Below are 15532 nucleotides of genomic sequence, written 5' to 3' on the forward strand. Positions count from 1 at the left end.
GCGGTAAGGAGAGTGCTTATGGTACAGCAATCGATGCCAGAAACGGGGTTTTTCGGACATCGTGGGAGCGCTGCCGGAGGGAGTGCGAACAGATAAGCCTTGCCAAAAGTGGGCGCGGATAGTACTGTATATGCATACAGTATTTATCTTTATATTTAATTATGCAACATTCACAATTGATGGCCTCGCCTGAAGCCTTGCACCCGTCTTTATGGCGTGCATCGCAGCTGGGACAGGGCGCCGTGCGCTGCCTGGACACGGGCTTCGCCGCCCTGTCCGCGCAACTGCCCGGCGGTGGCTGGCCCAGCGGCAGCCTCATCGATCTGCTGGTGCAGCAGCCGGGCAGCGGCGAATTGCGTTTGCTGGCGCCCGCGCTGGCGCAGCTGCCGGGCTTGCCCATCGTGCTGTTGCAGCCGCCCCATCCGCCGCAGGCGCTGGCCTTGGCCGCGCAGGGTCTGGCACCATCACAGCTGCTGTGGCTCAAAAGCGCCGGCAGCAAGGATGCCTTGTGGGCGGCGGAAAACATCTTGCGCAGTGGCAGTTGCGGCGCCTTGTTGTTCTGGCAGTCGCACGTGCGCGCCGACAGCCTGCGCCGCCTGCACCTGGCCGCGCAAAGCGGCAACACCCTGTTCTGCATGCTGCGCCCGCTGCACGGCGCGCAGGATGCGTCGCCGGCGCCGCTGCGCCTGTCCGTGCGCCCGGCCGCCGGCGGCATCGAGATCGGCTTCATCAAGCGCCGGGGACCGCAGCGCGACGCGCCCCTGTTCCTGCCCCTGCAACCTCCTTCTTTACTGCTGCGCCATGCGACTCTGGATCGGCCTGTGCCTGCCCCGGCTCCCGCTCGAAGTGTTTTGCCCGCGCTGGTCGGCTGACATTCTCGGCGTGGTGCTGGAGCAGGAGCAAGTGATGGCCCTGTCGCCGCTGGCACGGGCGGCCGGCATCCGGCCGGGCATGCGCCGCGCGGGCGCGCTGATGCTGGCGCCGCAGGCGCGCCTGCATGAACGCTCGCCCGAGCTGGAAGCGCAGGCCCTGCAAGCGGTGGCGCTGGCGCTGCTGCAATACTCGCCGCTGGTGGCGCAGGGCGAGGAAGCGACCCTGCTGGTCGATGCGGGCGCCAGCCTGCGCCTGTTCGGCGGCGTGCGCGCCCTGTGCCGGCAGATTGCGGCCAGTTTGCGCGCGCTCGGCTACACGGCCCAGCTGTCGTGCGCGCCCACGGCGCGCGGCGCCTGGTTGCTGGCGCGCGCCGCTACGCGCCGGGGCCGCGTGCTGGGCATGGATAGTCTCGTGCGCCGCCTCGACCGCCTGCCGTGCGCCTTGCTGCCACCCGCGCGCCCCTATCTCGACTGGTTCGAGGGCATCGGTTGCCGCACCCTGGGGCAGCTGCGCCAGTTGCCGCGGCCCGGCTTGCAGCGCCGTTGCGGCGGGGCCTTGCTGGACATGCTCGACGATGCGCATGGCCACAGCACGGAATTGTTCGTGTGGCTCGAAGCGCCGCCCACGTTCCGCGCCAGCCTGGAATTGTTCGACCGCGTGGAGCATGCGGACGCCTTACTGTTCGGCGCGCGCCGCCTGCTGCAGCAAATGACGGGCTGGCTGTGCGCGCGGCAATTTGCCGTCGAGCGCATACAACTGCTGCTGGCGCACGAGCGGGGCAGGGTGGCGCGCCCGCCCACCGTCATCGACCTGGCGCTGGGCGAGGCCGTCTGGCGCGACGAGCATCTGGTGCGTTTGCTCAAGGAGCGCCTGGCACAGCTGGTACTGGACGCGCCCGTGATCGGCTTGACCCTGGAAGCACTGCAGGTGCAGCCCATGGCGCCACCCAGCGAGAGCCTGTTTCCCGAACCGGGCGGCACGCCGCAGGAGCGCCAGCGCCTGATGGAATTGCTGGTGGCGCGCCTGGGCGCGGAGAATGTCTTGCAGGCATCCCCGCGCGCCGATTACCGGCCCGAAGCGGCCAACCAGTGGCTGCCGTTGCCGGCCAAGCCCGTTTCAAGAAGCGCGCTACCGGATTTGCCGCCCGGCTTGCCCGGCATGCCCCGTCCCGGCTGGCTGCTGGCCCAGCCCATCGCCCTCTTGATGCGCGAGCACCGGCCCTTTTATGGCTCGCCCCTGAAGATGGTGTCTGTCGCCGAGCGCATCGAGGCGGGCTGGTGGGGCCAGTCGCAGGCGCGCGATTATTTCATCGCCGAAGGCCTCGACCACGCCCACTACTGGGTCTACCGCGAACGCATCGCCGGCAGCGGAGAAGACACCGCGCCGCGCTGGTTCCTGCATGGCTTGTTTGGCTGAATGTGCTGTCCTGCTGAAACGGCCATGCTTGGCTATACTTGCTCGCACCGCGTCAACCACTTCAATAAGGATTCCCATGTCCCAACTCTCCGACTTTCCCATCACCGAGAAATGGCCTGCCCGGCATCCCGAGCGCCTGCAGCTGTACTCGCTGCCCACGCCGAACGGCATCAAGGTCTCGATCCTGCTGGAAGAGCTGGGCCTGGCGTACGAGCCGCACCTGGTCAGCTTCGAGCAAAACGACCAGCTGTCGCCCGCCTTCCTGTCGCTCAATCCGAACAACAAGATTCCCGCCATCCTCGATCCGCACGGTCCCGACGGCAAGCCGCTGGCCCTGTTCGAGTCGGGCGCCATCCTGCTGTACCTGGCGGAAAAGACGGGCAAGTTCCTGCCGCAGGACGCGGGCCTGCGCTATGCAACGATACAGTGGCTGATGTTTCAGATGGGCGGTATCGGCCCCATGTTTGGCCAGGTGGGCTTCTTCCATAAATTCGCCGGCAAGGACTACGCAGACAAGCGCCCCCTTGACCGCTATCTCGGCGAGGCCAAGCGCCTGCTGGGCGTGCTCGAGCAGCGCCTGCAGGGCCGCGACTGGATCATGGGTAGTCAGTACACGATTGCCGACATCGCCATCTTCCCGTGGGTGCGCTGCCTGGTGGGTTTTTATGGTGCGGGCGAGCTGGTCGGTTTTAATAACTTCCCGAATGTGCAGCGCGTGCTGGACGCGTTTCTGGCCCGGCCTGCCGTCATCAAGGGCCTGGATATACCGAAGCGCGATTAAGGTTGGCCAACTGCGGCGGTGGCCGGGCGGCGCTACAATGCGCCATCGGCCGCCCTGCGCGGCAGCTTTGATCTGAGACAATGAAATCCACCCGGCAAGATTTTCCCGGTGCGCATGGCCATGTGCTGGCGGCGCGCCTCGACGCACCCGACGACACCGTCCGCGCGTACGCGCTGTTCGCCCACTGTTTTACCTGCGGCAAGGACGTGCTGGCCGCGCGGCGCATCGCGCAAGGCTTGACGGAGCACGGCATCGCCGTGCTGCGCTTCGACTTCACGGGGCTGGGCGCCAGCGAGGGCGAGTTTGCCGCCACGAATTTTTCGTCGAATGTCGACGATTTGCTGGCCGCTGCCGATTTCCTGCGGGCAAAACATGCTGCGCCGCAATTGCTGATCGGCCACAGCCTGGGCGGCGCCGCCGTGCTGGCCGCTGCCGCGCAAGTGCCGGAAGCGACCGCCGTGGTGACCCTGGCCGCCCCCAGCACGCCCGCGTATGTCACGCGCATGTTCAGCGCGCACCTGGAGCAAATCGCCGCCGAGGGCGAGGCACTGGTGCAACTGGAAGGGCGGCCATTTCGCATCCGCCAGCAATTCGTCGACGACGCGGGCAGCCACAGCCTGAAGGAGCACATCGCCGGCCTGCGCCGCGCCCTGCTGGTGATGCACGCGCCGAACGACACGACGGTGAGCCTGTCGAACGCGATGGAGATATTTATGGCCGCGAAGCACCCGAAAAGCTTCGTCTCGCTCGACGATGCCGATCACTTGTTGACGGGGCGCAATGACGCAGCGTATGTCGCCAATGTGATTGCCGCCTGGAGCGCGCGCTATATCAACTAAGCTGAACTAAGCGGTCGCGCATGAAAAACGCCGCGTCAGCAGAAGCTGGCGCGGCGCAGATCGGGGGGAGGAAACGGATCAGTCCTCGTCGAACTCGGCGGAAAGATCTTTCCAGCCCTTGCTGACGGCAAAGGCGGAAAACTCTTCCGGTGCTTCCAGGACGATCAGTTTCTTGTCTTGCAAGCCCAGGTCGCCATGGCCGAAGTCGGGGCCTACATAGCCGAGGCTGCGCAAGCGGGTCAGGATGTGACCGACCAGGGTCTTGTCCTTGTAGGCGCCCGCTTCGAGCGGAGCGGCGAAATCGACGTAGACGTCGATGATGCCGTAGCCTTCGTCAAAGATGCGGATGGCCTTGATGTCGTGGGCACGGCCGGAGCCGTCGGTGGCCTTGAAGGGGCCGCTGAGCTGGATGTCGGTGTCATTGTTCATGCCGCCAGCATACACCAAAAACGGCTTTCCGTCGTATGGCGCTCAGGAGCCGAGCAGGATGAAACCGGCCCAGTAGAAGGGATGGCCGCGCGTCTCGCCGCTGTCGCCGGCGGAGTCGAGCGGCGTCAGGCCCCGCGTCGCCGTGATGGCGTGCCGGGCGGCGCGGATCTGCCGCAACTGCGCCTGGCGCAAGGCTTGCGGCTTGCCCTTGCCTTGCGCCAGCGCCGCATAAAAATCGCCCATCAGGGTGGCCGTCGACTGGTCCGACACGCGCCACAGGCTGGCCAGCACATTGCGCGCGCCGCGCTGGCGGGCCAGCCAGGCCAGGCCTTCCAGTTCGCGTCCCGTGGCATCGGTGCCGGCCGGCACGGCCGTTTCGCAGGCCGACAGGGTGAGCAGGTCCAGGCCGGCGAAGCGGTAGCTGTCCTGCGCCAGTTCCGCCAGGCTGAGTTTGCCGCCATCGCCCAGCAGAAGGTAGGAGTCCTCGCCCGCGCCCGAGCGCAGCACGAAATGGCTGGCGATATGCACACTGCTGTTGGCGGGCAGCGCGCGCTGCAGCGCCGCGCCGGTGAAGTCTCCATCAAGGTAGACCTGGCTGGGGATGCGCGCCGCGTGTCCGATCGCCTGCACGGCGCGCAGTTCGCGCTGCACGAAGGGCAGGGCCGGCAGTTCGCCGCTGGCGCGCGTCTGGCCGAACAGGGCAAGCGATGGTGCACGGCGCGGCGCTTCTTGTGCGCCAGCCTGTTCGCCGCCGCTGGCATGCAGCGAGACGGGCAGCCGTTCGACCAGCCAGCGGCGCCCGTCATGCAGCATGGCGAATGGCAGGTAGCGCAAGACGCCGCCCAGCGACAGCGACAGCGAGGTGGCGCCGTCCAGTTCCCGGCTGGCTGGCGCCAGCAGCAGCGCATACAGCGCCTGCGCATCGGCGCGCGCGTCCTGTGCCGGGTCTTGCGCGCTGCGGCGCAGGCGGGCGATGCGCTGCGCCAGCGCGCGCTCGTCGATGGCCACGTCGTGGATGGTGCTGCCGGTCCGTCCGCCGCGCTGCGCGACGATGCGCAGGCGCGTGTCGGTAACCAGGTAAGTCAGGTGCAGCACGCCCCGCTTGAGCGGTTCGGCCCGCGCCATGCCAGCCTTGCCTGCCGGTGCGGGCGTGGCCACGCTGCCGGCCGTCAGCGCCGTCAGCGCCTCGGTGGCGCCATCAAGCAACAGCGCCATGGCGTCGTTTGCCCGCCGCCATGCGTCGTCGGCTTGCGCCACGCCCTGCGCCTGGCGTTCGCGCGCCGCGGCCAGCGCCTGGGCGCCCGCGCGCAGGGCGGCGGCGCGCGCTTCGAACTGGCGCTGCCATTCGCCCTCCGCGCCCGTGTAGCCGAGGCGCGTGGCGCGCGGATCGGGGGCGCTGCGCACCAGGCTGTGGAATTCGTCCTCGCGTACCATGGCCAGCACGTTTTCCGCTTCGTGGATGCGGCGCTGGTCGAGCAGGCGGTCCGCCAGCTTGCCGTAGGCGGCGCGTTTTTGCCGCACAAAGCCCTGCCGCAGCGGCACAGGCAAGCTGGCCGTGCCGGCGCGCGTGGCTTGCAGCGCATTGACCGCCTGCTTGCCGAGGAAAATGCCGGCCGCGTCCGGTTCCAGCGCGCCCAGCTGCGCCGCCGCCCGCGCTTCGAGCATGCTCTGTTCATTCGCCATGCCGATGGCCAGTGCGCGTGCCGACTGCGACCGCGCCGTGGCGGTATCGCCCGCGCGCGCATTGAGTCCGGCCGCGTCCAGCAAGGCCTGTGCATGGGCGGGATGGGCCGCGCCGCGCGTGGCGGCCAGCTGCTGCGCCATGGCGCCCGCCTCGCGCGCCAGCGCTTGCAGTTCTGCCGCGCCGATGCCGGCGTGCTCCGCGCGCGCCAGCAGGCGCGCTTGGCGCACCGTGTCGAGCATGCCGGCCGTGGCTGGAGGCATTTGCAGCAGCCGCGCCTCCAGGCCGGCCAGTGCCGTTTCCGCCTCGTCCTGGAGTCCCAGCGCGGCCTGTGCCTGCGCCGCCAGCAGCAGCGCATCGGCTTCGTCGGCCGGCAGCGCCTGGCCGCCGGACATGGCCAGCCGCGCCGCCGCCTGCGCCGCTTCCAGCGCCTGCCGGTACTGCCCCAATGCCATGCGCGCACTGCCATGCGCGAGCTGCTGCGCGGCGCAGGTGGCGGCGGCCTCGCCATACACGGCGCGGCAATGTTCGAGCGCGGCGGCGGCTGCCACTTCCGCGCGGCCCAGCTGATTGTCCGCCAGCGCCGTCAGCGCCACGTCCTGCCAGGCGCTGACGGTGTTGGCATGGCGGTCGCCGAACAGGGCGCGGCGGATGCGCAGCCCGTCCTCCGCTTCCTGCCATGCCTTGCCGCTTTCACCCAGGCGCAGGTGGATGCCACTAAGGCGGTTCAGGGCCACGCTGGCCTGCATCGAGTCGGCCCCCGAGCGCTGCACCGCCATGGCCAGCGCGCGCTGGGCGAACGCCAGCGCCTGGCGGTCGTTGCCGCTCAGGGTGTACCAGTTGGCCATGTCGGTCACGCTCGTTTGCGTCTCGGTGCGGTTTTCGCCGAAGGCCGCCAGGCGTATCCGGTAGGCGCGCTCCAGGTAGCCGTAGGCTTCTTCCATGCGGCCCATGCGCAGCAGCAGCACGCCCACGTCGCGCATGCCCCACGCATGGTCGGTGCTGTTCTCGCCCGAGGTGCGGGCCCACGTCTGCATGGCTTGCCGCGCATACGGCAGGCCGCGCGCATATTCCTTGGTCTGCAGCGCCACGCCGGACAGGTTGGACAGGCTGGTGCCATACGATACCGTGTCCTTGCCGATCAGGCGGGCTTTCGCCGCCAGCGCGATGTCGCCCCATTGCCAGGCCAGGTCGAAGCGGCTCCACTGGCGGTACAGGTACATCAGTTCGCTCGGGTAGTACATGCTTTCGCGTCCGGGATCGCCGTCGTCCAGCGCCTGGCGGATGGCCCAGCCTTCCAGCAAGGCCTGTTCGCTCTCGGCGTAGCGGTTGAGCATGTGCAGGCTCTGGCCCACGCCCAGCAGTCCGGTGGCAATGCCGGCCCGGTCGTCCGCCGCGCGGCAGGCGGCCACGCTGCGCTGGAACAGGGGCAGCGAGACGGCCGGCTGCTCCTTGTCGTTGGCGTCGTTCGCTTGCGCCAGCCATGGCGCGATGACGGCCTGGCAGGTGCCGGCCGATGCCGTTTGCAGCCACGCCGGCGCGGCCAGCAGCAGGCCGAGGACGAGGCGCTTCATTGGATGGAGCGCCAGGACAGCCGGGCCACCTGCGCCTGGTCGGGCTTGCCCGCTTCCGCCACGGGGACTTCAACGTTGGCCGCGCCGCGCGTGGGTAGCAGGTCCGGCAACGCTTCGATGATGGCGAAGCGGCGCGGCTGGGTGCCATTTGCCGCCGGTGCCGCCACCAACGCCAGCCATTCCACGCCATAGTGGGGGCCGCTGACGACGAAGCTGCGCTCGATGCGGCTGATGCCGGCGCCGATGGCGGGCGGCATGCGGTTGCTGTCGCCGTCCAGGGCAGGATAGATGCGCGCGGCGCGGCCGTCCAGCGGCAAGTGCGCGATGCCCAGGTCGACGGAAGCGGCGCTGCGGTTTTCCACGCTGAGGCGGATGCGCGTGCCGGCCGGCAGCACGCCGAGGTCGCCATCGGCGAATGCCAGCTGGCGCGGCGCCTTGCCCGGCAGGGTCAGTTCGATGCGCGCGTCGAGCAGGGGCGGGCCCGGCGTGGCGGGCAGCGCCAGCAGGGCGGCGAGACGGCCCGGACGTAGCGATCCCGCAGGCAGCGGCGCAGGCGTGCGGCTGGCCCAGCCTGGCGCGGCAATGTCGCCGCCATCGCCGGGCAGCAGCGCCAGCCGCGTTTCTCCCCAGCCGACCTTGGCGGCGCGCCAGCGCGCGCCGGCCTGCCGGAACAGGTCGCCCTCGCGTATGCCGTCGAGCAGGCCATACGGCACTTGCCAGCCCCGCGCATCGCGCTGCACGGGCCACAGCGGCGCCGCGCCGCTGCCGCCGCCCTGCCACAGCGGTGCGTCGAGTGCGCCCGCATACACGGGCGATGGCCAGGCGGAGCGTGGCAACTGGTAGGCGCGCAAGGCGGACCGGTATTGCTGCGTGGCGGCGCCGGCCCACATGGCATACGTTTGCGGCCGGCTTTGCAGGGCGGCGATCACGGCCTGCGTAAACAGGCCGGCCGCCTGGCCCGGCGTGGCGGCCGCAGCGGCTTCCGGCGTGCGCTGCTGGGCTTCGGACGCGTAGAAAGCGACAAAGCGTGGCCGTGCGCGTGGCGCGTCGGCTGCTGCGTCATGGCTGGCTGCCGGCGCGCCGGGCGCGGGGCGCCAGCCGATGTCGGCCGCCGCCAGCCCCCGCCACGCCAGGCCGTCGCCGCTGCGCGTGCCGGCCGCTGCATGGCAGGTATCGAATATGGCCACGACCTGTGTTTGCCGCGCGGCAAACGCATCGATGGCGCGCCCCAGTTCGCTGCTCCCGACGCCGCCATCGAGCTGCCGCCCCTGGTGGCTGACCTGGCTGTCGCGCGTCAGCAAGCGCGTGCGCCGTCCTTGCGGCGCGGCTGCCTGACCCGGATAGACGGGCAGCAGCACGCTGTGGCCCGACCAGTACAGCAGCAGGACATCGTCCTTGCCCAGCGTCTTTTCCAGCTGCGCCAGGCGCGCCAGGATGGCCGCGCGCGTGGGCGCCTGGCTGGCGCCCGCATCATCGGCCAGACGGTAGATATGTTCATCGGCGAAACCCTGATGCCGCAACGCCGCGCGCATGGCGTTCACGTCGGCCGTGGGGCCGGCCAGCCAGCTGGCGCGCGGCATGGCGGGCAGGTCCGCCACGCCGATCAGCAAGGCATGGCGTTCGCTCGCCAGCGCCGTGCCGCCCAGCAGGCAGGACAGCAGCAGCCATGCTTGCCGGCGCCGTATTCGTCTCATGGTGCGGTGTGCGCGTCGACGCGCGATGCCTCGCCCGCCACGCCGCTCGCTTGCAGGCTGCGCAGGGCCGCCTGCGGGTCGGCCGCATCGAGCAGGTAGCTGCGGTCGGGCAGGGGGCCGGCGACGATGCCCGCCTGCGCCTGCTCCAATGCCGTCGCCACTTGTTGCATGCTGGCATCGGGCAAGAATTGCACGCGCAGGCTGGCCGGCGGCGCCGCTGCCCCGGGCGCGCCGCGCCAGCTCAGCTCCACCGGCGCGGCCGGCGCCTGCCACAGCAGCCAGGCCTGGACCATGCAGACGCTGGCCAGCGCCGTGATCGCCATTGGTGCCAGGGCCGGCAGCAACAGACGCCGCAGCAGGCGGCGCCACGGGTTGGGGCGTTCCAGGCGGCCGCGCAGTTGCGCCAGGCCTGCGTCCGGATCCAGGCCGGCCGCTTCGTCGCCGATAGCGGTGCGGATCTCGCGCAGCCAGTCGGCGTCGGCGGCCAATGCCGCATCATCGTGCAGCCGGGCGGCGATGCGGCTGGCGTCGGCCGCCGGCGCATGGCCATTCAGGTAATCGGGCAGCATGGCGCGCAGCGCCTGCTCGTGGGGATCGAGGGGATCGAGGGGATCAGCCATGGCGTCCGCCTTCCTGGACAAACCAGCGCTCCATGCACTGGCGTAAGTTAATGCGGCCATGAAACAGGCGCGTCTTGACGGTGCCGGCCGGCGCCTGCTGGATATGCGCGATGTCGGCTACCGACAGGTCGTCGATCGCCCACAGGGTCAGGCTTTCGCGCTGCATCGGGTTGCGCAGGCGCTGCAGGCATTTCAGCACGGCACGGCGCCGCTGCACGGTTTCCGTTTGCGCCTGCGGTCCCGGATCGTGCTCTGCTGGCTCTTGCCCGTCGTCATCGCCGTCGAGCGGCGTTTCGCGGGCCAGGCGCTTGCCGTGGCGGCGGATCTGGTCGATGGCCTTGTTGCGGGCCAGTGTCAGCAGCCAGGTGCCGAACGCCACTCGGCCGTCGTAGCGCATGGGCGCGCGCCAGATATCGTGGAACACGTCCACCGTGACTTCGTCGGCGACCGCGTGCACATCGAGCCCCGAGCCCGATAGCTGCAGGCGCGCAAACACGCGCACGCGCGGCGACCAGGCGCGGTACAGGGCGTCCAGTGCGCGCTGGTCGCCCGCTGCCATGGCAGCGAGCAGTTCGGCAGGGTTGACAGGTAATGCGCTCATGGTCGCGGGCGAGGGGCGGGTTGAATGGGGCGGCAGGCAATTGCGTCGTGGCAATTATAGCATCGGGGAAATAGTGCAGTATTGGTAAGGGCGAGGTCTGCAAAGGCGTGGACGCAGGGGGTGGCGCAATTTCATTGCAAAAAGATTGAACCAGATGGCGGCGAGCTGCGAACAAGAGCATGAAGGGCCGCATTGCAGCTGGTCCGCCAAGCCGAAAAGGATAGTCCCATCATGAGAAAACGCGGCAAGACCTTGCGCGATGCCAGCAGGGGCGGGGAGCCAGCCCATGCATGAAAATATGCTCTCCGGCAACGTTGCCATGCAGCGCCTGACGCCGGCCGAGCGGCTGGTGGCGGCCATGGCCATGCGCGGCACGCCCTACAAATCCATCGCCCGCGCGCTCGACAAGTCGCCAGCCACCGTGCGCAACCAGCTGCATATGATTTACCACAAGCTCGGCGTGAGCAACCGAACGGCGCTGGCTTGCGCCTTGCGCAGCGGCGACTAGCCCGCCGCGCGGCAAGCCGCAAAAATATTTTCGGCACTGGGGCAAAAATCGTCTTTTTCAAGGCCTTGAAGGCGGCTTGATCGTCCTTAGATTGGGTAGCAAGCGGATGCTCACGGTGAGGTCCGCCCCTCTTATCGCTTCATTTGAAAAGGATATTTATCATGCGAACTTTTGACCTTGCTCCCCTGTACCGTTCCGCCATTGGCTTTGACCGCCTGGCACAGCTGCTCAACGAACAGCGCGCCGATGCGCAACCGAGCTATCCACCGTACAACATCGAACTGGTGTCGGAAGACAAGTACCGCATCGTGATGGCATTGGCCGGCTTTTCGCGCGAAGAGATCGACATCATCACCGAACGCGACTCGCTGCACGTCACGGGCCGCAAGCAGAAAGATGGCGTCGAGCGCACGTTCTTGCACCGCGGCATCGCTGCCCGCGATTTCGAACAGCGTTTCCAGCTGGCCAACCATGTGAAGGTCACGGGCGCCACGTTTGAAAACGGCATGCTGACCATCGACCTGGTGCGCGAAGTGCCGGAAGCGCTGAAACCGCGCAAGATCGAGATCGGCACCGGCAGCGACACCATCGCCACCGCCGCTAACGTGAATGCGCTGGAACAGCGCCAGGCAGCCTGAGCTGAGCTGATTTCGGCGCCACGCGCTGGCATAGCCGGGAGGGGCTGGCCCCTCCCCATGCAGTAAAATACTGGCCGGTTGATCCGGCCAGTGTCACGTCTGGAGCCCGTTCGGGCGCTTCATCGCCCGCCATGCGAGGTGTGCGCAGCACGCAAGATTAAACCCTGCTTAAAGGCGCCAACGCCTGTTTCCAAATGGAAAAATGTTAAGCACCGCCTAAGACTCGTGGCCCACTATTGCATACATCAAAATCTCATTGAATGAGGAGCAATTCATGGAACAGCAAACGAATACCGCATCCCTGAAAATCAAACGCACCGTAGCCGCGCTGGCCGCGATCGGTGTGCTGGGCGCCGGTGGCGCCATGGTGGTGCATCAGAACAATGCCGGCGCGAATGCCGCAGCGGCCGCCGCCGCCCCCGTGGTCGCTGCCGTGGCACCCGCAGCCAGCGCGCCGCTGGTGGCCTTGCCCGACTTTAGCCAGATCGCTTCGCGCAACAGCCCGGCCGTCGTCAATATCAGCGTCACGGGCAGCACCAAGGTGGCGTACGATCCTTCGGCCCAGGCTGGCAACGACGATTTCGGCAACGACCCCTTCTTCGAATTCTTCCGCCGCTTTCAGGGGCCGCAAGGCGGGCAGCGCGGTGGCCGCGACGTGCCCACGCACGGCCTCGGTTCCGGCTTCATCGTCAGCCCGGACGGCATCATCATGACGAATGCCCACGTAGTGCGCGATGCGCGCGAAGTGACCGTCAAGCTCAACGACCGCCGCGAATTTCGCGCCAAGGTGCTGGGCACGGATCCGAAGACCGATATCGCCGTATTGAAAATCGACGCCAACAACCTGCCCATCGTGCCGCTCGGCCATTCGAGCGACCTGAAAGTGGGCGAGTGGGTACTGGCCATCGGTTCGCCGTACGGTTTCGACAGTACGGTAACGGCCGGCGTGGTCAGCGCCAAGGGCCGTTCCCTGCCCGATGACAGCAATGTGCCGTTCATCCAGACCGACGTGGCAGTGAACCCCGGCAACTCGGGCGGTCCCCTGTTCAATACGCGCGGCGAAGTGGTGGGCATCAATTCGCAGATCTACAGCCAGACGGGCGGCTTCCAGGGCTTGTCGTTCGCCATTCCCATTGACCTGGCCGGCCGCATCAAGGACCAGATCGTCGCCACGGGCAAGGCCAGCCACGCCAAGCTGGGCGTGACGGTGCAGGAAGTTAACCAGGGCTTTGCCGATTCGTTCAAGCTGGCCACGCCGGAAGGCGCGCTGGTCGCCAACGTCGAGCGCGGCAGCCCGGCCGACAAGGCGGGCCTGAAATCGGGCGACGTGGTGCGCAAGGTGAATGGCCAGCGCATCATCGGCTCGGCCGACTTGCCCGCGCTGGTGGGCACGTCCTTGCCAGGCGACAAGATCAGCATGGATGTCTGGCGTGACGGCAAGATCGTCAGCCTGACGGCGACCCTGGGCAATGCGGCCGACAAGGTGGCCGAGGTGGCGAAAAGCGACAGTGCGGCAGGTAAAGTAAAGCTGGGCCTGGCCCTGCGTCCGTTACAATCGGATGAAAAACGCGAAGCGGGCATCAGTGCCGGCCTGCTGGTGGAAGACGCCGGCGGCGCGGCGGCGAATGCCGGAGTGCAGCCGGGCGACGTGCTCTTGTCGGTCAATGGCCGTCCCGTCAACACGGTCGAGCAGGTGCGCGACGTGGTGGAAAAATCCGCCAAGTCGGTGGCCTTGCTGATACAGCGCGGCCCCGATAAGATCTTCATCCCCGTGCGTTTGGGTTGAAAACGAGAATAACGAGATAGAGAGGCAAGCCATGCGCTTATTGCTGGTAGAAGACGACACGATGATCGGCGAGGTGGTGCTCGATTTGCTGCGCGCCGAGCACTACGCGGTGGACTGGGTCAAGGATGGCGACATGGCCGACACGGCCCTGCAGACGCAGACCTATGACCTGGTGCTGCTGGACCTGGGCTTGCCGCGCAAGGATGGCCTCGACGTGCTGCGCTCGATGCGTTTGCGCAAGCTCGATACCCCGGTGCTCGTGGCCACGGCGCGCGACGCCGTCGAGCAGCGCATCGCCGGCCTCGACGCGGGCGCCGACGACTACGTCTTGAAGCCGTATGACCTCGATGAATTGCTGGCGCGCATCCGCGCCCTGCTGCGGCGCGCCTCGGGGCGGCCGGAGCCGATCTTCGAGCACCAGGGCGTTTCCATCAATCCGTTGACGCGCGAAGTGATCGCCGAGGGCCACCCGGTCAACCTGTCGGCGCGCGAATGGGCCGTGCTGGAAGCGCTGATCGCGCGTCCCGGCATCGTGCTGTCGCGCGCGCAGCTGGAAGAAAAACTGTACAGCTGGAAGGATGAAGTCAACAGCAATGCCGTGGAAGTGTATATCCATGGCTTGCGCAAAAAGCTCGGCAGCGATTTGATCCAGAATGTGCGCGGCCTCGGTTACATGGTGCCCAAGGCATGAGGATGAAGGTCACGGTGACGCACTCGCTGCGCGGCCGCCTGCTGTGGTTTTTGCTGGCGGCCATCATCATGGCGGCCCTTGCGCAGGCCTCGATCGCTTACCGCAGCGCCCTGTACGACGCCGACCAGATTTTTGACTATCACATGCAGCAGATGGCCCTGTCGCTGCGCTCCGGCGCGCCGCTGGCCAATCACGCGCAAGCCTTGCCGGCCGACCCCGTCAACAACGACATGGTGGTGCAGGTGTGGACGCCGGACGGCGTGCAGGTGTTCCGCTCGATCACGCGCGCGGAATTGCCACAGCGCGCCGTGCTGGGGTTTTCGAATGTGAAAGCCAACGGCACCACCTACCGCATCTTTTCCGTGCAAACCAGTTCCCAGACCGTGCAGATTGCCCAGGACATGGCCGTCAGGAAGCGCATGGCCGGTAGCCTGGCGCTGCGCACGGTGGGCCCCATCGCGCTGATGGCGCCGATATTGATGCTGGTCGTGTGGTGGGTCGTCAGCGGTTCGCTGGCGCCCGTTTCGCGCGTGCGCAAGCAGGTGGCGGCGCGCCAGGCGGACGATCTGTCGCCCGTCTCGGAAGCGGGCTTGCCCGACGAAGTGCGCCCGCTTGTACATGAATTGAATCTGCTGTTCGGGCGCGTCAAGACGGCGTTCGACGCGCAGCAGCATTTTGTTGCCGACGCCGCGCATGAATTGCGCACGCCGCTGGCAGCCCTGAAGCTGCAGGTACTCAGCCTGGAACGGGCCGAATCGGAAGAAAAACGCAGCCTGGCGATTTCCCGCGTCAGCGCCGGCATCGAGCGGGCCACGCGCCTGGTCGAGCAGTTGCTGGTGCTGGCGCGTCAGGAGGCCAGTGCCGCCAGCGGCGACCAGTTGCAGGCGGTGGACTTGAACGATGTCGTCAAGCGCGCGCTGGGCGACATGGCCGGCATCGCGCAAGCGCGCAAGATCGACCTGGGCCTGCACCACATGGACCCGGCCAAGGTGGCGGGTCAGGCCGATGCGCTCAACATCATGCTGCGCAATCTGGTCGACAATGCCATCAAGTACACGCCGCAGGGCGGCACGGTCGATATCGACTTGCGCGCCAGCCCCGTCGGCGTGACGTTATCGGTGGAAGACAACGGCCCCGGCATCGCGCCCGAGGAGCGCGAACGCGTCTTCAGCCGTTTTTACCGCGTGCCCGGCACGGACGCCAACGGCAGCGGCCTGGGGCTGGCCATCATCAAGGCCATCGCCGAACGCCATGGCGCGCGCCTGGTGCTGGATAAATCCGAGCGCCTGGGCGGCCTGTGCGTGCGCGTGGAATTCCCCCAGGCGGCGAAAAAATGAGGCAGATTTCCCTCCAGATCGAGGCGGGATGAGGCGGATCTTTAACCTGGTGCATTGACGTGCG

14 protein-coding genes are annotated in these 15532 nt (G+C 67.7%); 9 read left to right on the forward strand and 5 right to left on the reverse strand.

Annotated features, from left to right (window positions below; translation table 11 throughout):
- Positions 1-161: 161 nt before the first annotated feature.
- The 4 genes from imuA to ACQ4WL_RS17810 all read left to right on the forward strand — a co-directional run bounded on the left by imuA (position 162) and on the right by ACQ4WL_RS17810 (position 3909).
- Positions 162-872, forward strand: a complete 711-nt coding sequence (gene imuA, locus ACQ4WL_RS17795) for a translesion DNA synthesis-associated protein ImuA (protein WP_436510937.1) — start codon at positions 162-164, stop codon at positions 870-872.
- Positions 802-2289 carry a Y-family DNA polymerase gene (locus ACQ4WL_RS17800; protein ID WP_436510938.1) on the forward strand — a complete coding sequence of 496 codons (1488 nt, stop codon included), beginning with the start codon at positions 802-804 and terminating at the stop codon, positions 2287-2289. Before imuA ends, ACQ4WL_RS17800 begins: the two co-directional genes overlap by 71 nt.
- Before the next feature lie 76 nt (positions 2290-2365).
- A complete protein-coding gene (locus ACQ4WL_RS17805; protein WP_436510939.1) occupies positions 2366-3070 on the forward strand; it encodes a glutathione binding-like protein in 705 nt (234 codons plus the stop codon).
- Positions 3071-3150: 80 nt separating this feature from the next.
- Positions 3151-3909, forward strand: coding sequence for an alpha/beta hydrolase family protein (locus ACQ4WL_RS17810; RefSeq protein ID WP_436510940.1), 759 nt, complete (start codon positions 3151-3153; stop codon positions 3907-3909).
- 78 nt (positions 3910-3987) lie between these two features.
- Here ACQ4WL_RS17810 and ACQ4WL_RS17815 read toward each other — a convergent pair whose 3' ends face one another.
- Genes ACQ4WL_RS17815 through ACQ4WL_RS17835 form a run of 5 tightly spaced genes read right to left on the reverse strand, consistent with a single transcriptional unit; the run spans position 3988 to position 10508 of the window.
- Positions 3988-4338, reverse strand: coding sequence for a hypothetical protein (locus ACQ4WL_RS17815; protein ID WP_070221473.1), 351 nt, complete (start codon positions 4336-4338; stop codon positions 3988-3990).
- Positions 4339-4380: 42 nt separating this feature from the next.
- Positions 4381-7593: a CHAT domain-containing tetratricopeptide repeat protein gene (locus ACQ4WL_RS17820; RefSeq protein WP_436510941.1), complete on the reverse strand. Its 3213-nt coding sequence runs from the start codon at positions 7591-7593 to the stop codon at positions 4381-4383.
- Positions 7590-9287: a caspase family protein gene (locus ACQ4WL_RS17825; protein WP_436510942.1), complete on the reverse strand. Its 1698-nt coding sequence runs from the start codon at positions 9285-9287 to the stop codon at positions 7590-7592. The genes ACQ4WL_RS17820 and ACQ4WL_RS17825 overlap by 4 nt, the downstream gene beginning before the upstream one ends.
- On the reverse strand, positions 9284-9907 hold the full coding sequence (locus ACQ4WL_RS17830; RefSeq protein WP_436510943.1) for a hypothetical protein: 624 nt from the start codon (positions 9905-9907) through the stop codon (positions 9284-9286). Before ACQ4WL_RS17830 ends, ACQ4WL_RS17825 begins: the two co-directional genes overlap by 4 nt.
- Positions 9900-10508, reverse strand: a complete 609-nt coding sequence (locus ACQ4WL_RS17835) for an RNA polymerase sigma factor (protein ID WP_436510944.1) — start codon at positions 10506-10508, stop codon at positions 9900-9902. The genes ACQ4WL_RS17830 and ACQ4WL_RS17835 overlap by 8 nt, the downstream gene beginning before the upstream one ends.
- A 286-nt stretch (positions 10509-10794) precedes the next feature.
- Here ACQ4WL_RS17835 and ACQ4WL_RS17840 point away from each other — a divergent pair, with 286 nt between their 5' ends.
- From ACQ4WL_RS17840 to ACQ4WL_RS17860, 5 genes are all read left to right on the forward strand, one after another.
- Positions 10795-11016 (forward strand): helix-turn-helix domain-containing protein, encoded by a 222-nt coding sequence (locus tag ACQ4WL_RS17840; protein ID WP_436510945.1) that lies wholly within the window; start codon positions 10795-10797, stop codon positions 11014-11016.
- Positions 11017-11177: 161 nt separating this feature from the next.
- Positions 11178-11654: an Hsp20 family protein gene (locus ACQ4WL_RS17845; RefSeq protein WP_282406839.1), complete on the forward strand. Its 477-nt coding sequence runs from the start codon at positions 11178-11180 to the stop codon at positions 11652-11654.
- A gap of 274 nt (positions 11655-11928) precedes the next feature.
- Positions 11929-13440 carry a Do family serine endopeptidase gene (locus tag ACQ4WL_RS17850; protein WP_436510946.1) on the forward strand — a complete coding sequence of 504 codons (1512 nt, stop codon included), beginning with the start codon at positions 11929-11931 and terminating at the stop codon, positions 13438-13440.
- Between the two features lie 31 nt (positions 13441-13471).
- On the forward strand, positions 13472-14131 hold the full coding sequence (locus ACQ4WL_RS17855; RefSeq protein WP_010400558.1) for a response regulator: 660 nt from the start codon (positions 13472-13474) through the stop codon (positions 14129-14131).
- Positions 14132-14133: 2 nt separating this feature from the next.
- On the forward strand, positions 14134-15468 hold the full coding sequence (locus ACQ4WL_RS17860) for an ATP-binding protein (protein WP_436511117.1): 1335 nt from the start codon (positions 14134-14136) through the stop codon (positions 15466-15468).
- Positions 15469-15532 lie beyond the last annotated feature (64 nt).

This window comes from Janthinobacterium kochi (assembly GCF_051380715.1).
GTDB lineage: Bacteria > Pseudomonadota > Gammaproteobacteria > Burkholderiales > Burkholderiaceae_D > Janthinobacterium.